Source organism: Pedobacter sp., from assembly GCF_045628745.1.
Lineage (GTDB): Bacteria > Bacteroidota > Bacteroidia > Sphingobacteriales > Sphingobacteriaceae > Pedobacter.
Genome location: NZ_JAZQPU010000024.1, coordinates 1 through 2,272, shown reverse-complemented (window position 1 = coordinate 2,272; position 2,272 = coordinate 1). Strand labels below are relative to the sequence as shown.

The 2,272-nt window shown below is 38.6% G+C and carries 1 protein-coding gene; it reads left to right on the top strand.

Annotation, left to right across the window (positions count from 1 at the left end):
• Positions 1-466 precede the first annotated feature (466 nt).
• Positions 467-2,167, top strand: coding sequence for a ribulokinase (locus ACR2F7_RS01090; protein WP_432711766.1), 1,701 nt, complete (start codon positions 467-469; stop codon positions 2,165-2,167).
• The last annotated feature ends 105 nt before the right edge of the window (positions 2,168-2,272 follow it).

Here is a 2,272-nt window from a genome sequence, read left to right as displayed (position 1 = left end):
CTGCTTCCTTATTAGCAATACCGTAAATTTCGATTTCAGGAAGCTTGATTTGGGCATCAGAACTTTCTATAGCGGAAAAAGTTACCAAAATGCCAATTGCGAATGTGATCATTTGATTTTTCATGATGTTAATATTTAAGTGTCGCTTAAAATTAACTCCATAACACGGATCAATATGATAATATCGTCATAGCGCTGCGCAGTAGGATATAGAAAACTGCTCGCAGTTTATATAGTTCTGTTTTGTGCATTTTTATGTTGCCTATCTGCAGTTTATTGTAGTTGAAATACTTTTTCATGCACTTCGTCTTCACTAAAGGAAACACACTGAAAAACAAGCCAATAAACATCATGCAGGTGAAAAAAATTAACCCTATTTATTAATTTAAATTAATAAACGTTAAAAAGACATTAAAAATTCTGAAATTAGAATAATAAACGTTATTTATACATTTTATTTATAGATATGAGCACAGCAAAATATGTTATAGGTGTTGATTATGGAACTGACTCCGTTCGTTCTGTACTTGTTGATACCACCAATGGCAAGGAAATTTCTTCTTCCATATTTCTTTACCCCCGATGGCAAAAAGGTTTATACTGCAATCCTTCGCTTAACCAGTTCAGGCAACATCCTTTAGATTATGTTGAAGGTTTAGCATACACTATTAAAGAATGTATTCAAAAAGGTGGTGGCGAAGCCATCGCTCCATTGATCAAAGGCATATCAGTAGATACTACAGGATCAACGCCCGTAGCAGTAGATGAAAGCGGAACTCCCCTAGCCCTGACCAAAGATTTTGAAGAAAATCCCAATGCCATGTTTGTCCTTTGGAAAGACCATACTTCCGTAAAAGAAGCCGCAGAAATTAATAAACATGCCACAAAATTTCCAACTAATTACTTGAAGTACGTGGGTGGCACTTATTCTTCTGAATGGTTTTGGGCAAAACTTTTACATATATTAAGAACTGATAAAGCTGTTAAAAAGCACGCCAGCTCTTGGGTGGAACATTGCGACTGGATTCCTTTTTTACTTTGCGGTGAAACCGATATTAAAAAAATGAAACGCAGTCGTTGTGCTGCTGGCCATAAAGCTTTATGGGCAGAAGAATTTAACGGACTCCCTCCTGAAGAATTTTTTAGTAAACTTGACCCCGTTTTAAAGGGATTTAGAGAGAAATTGTTTCAAGACACTTTTACATCTGATGTAGCTGCTGGAACTCTTGGTGAAGAATGGGCAAATAAATTAGGTCTAAATACTGATGTGGTTATTGGTGTCGGTGCTTTTGATGCACACATGGGCGCTGTTGGTGGCCAGATTGAGCCTTATTTTTTAAGTAAGGTGATGGGCACCAGTACATGCGATATTTTGGTTGCACCAAATGAAGACATGGAAGGTAAGTTGGTTAACGGCATCTGTGGTCAGGTTAACGGCTCTGTTATTCCAGGGATGGCAGGTTTAGAAGCCGGTCAATCAGCATTTGGAGATACTTATGCCTGGTTTAAAAACCTAATCAGCTGGCCTTTACAAAACCTTTTAACCACCTCCACCTTAATTGATGAGGAAACTGCAATTGCTTTAAAGGTTGAAATTGAACATAAAATTATTGCCGCCTTAAGTACGGCTGCAGCAGCATTGCCAGATGATGAAGGTGCTGAAATTGCTTTAGACTGGCTTAACGGCAGAAGAACCCCTGATGCCAATCAGGAGCTCAAAGGCGCGGTTACAGGCTTAGGTTTAGGTACTGATGCTCCACGATTCTTCCGTTCATTAGCTGCAGCAACTTGTTTCGGTGCTAAAAGTATTGTTGAACGTTTTAAAGACCAGGGGGTGCCTGTTAAAGGTATTATAGGTATTGGTGGCGTTGCCAAAAAATCTCCTTATATTATGCAGATGATGGCTGATGTATTAGAAATGCCGATCAGAATCCATCGTTTTGAACATACCTGCGCTTTAGGTGCTGCTATGTTTGCCTCTGTAGCAGCAGGCATTTATCCAAGTATTGAAAAAGCAATGAAAGCTATGGGTACAGGTTTTGAAAAGGAATACCAACCCAATATTAAAAAAAGAAAAATGTATCGTCAACACTATGAAAGGTACCAAAGTTTAGGCCGTTTCATAGAGAAGCACAATAAAAGAGATATCAAACCTTATCAATCATGAGCATTTATCAGCATATAAAAGAACAGGCTTACCTGGCAAACATGCAACTGCCAAAGTTAAACCTGGTTTTATTTACCTTCGGCAATGTGAGTGCCGCCGACAGGG

Excerpts from the sequence above, each read along its gene's own strand:
- ACR2F7_RS01090 (WP_432711766.1), top strand. The coding sequence starts at position 467 with ATGAGCACAGCAAAATATGTTATAGGTGTTGATTATGGAACTGACTCC.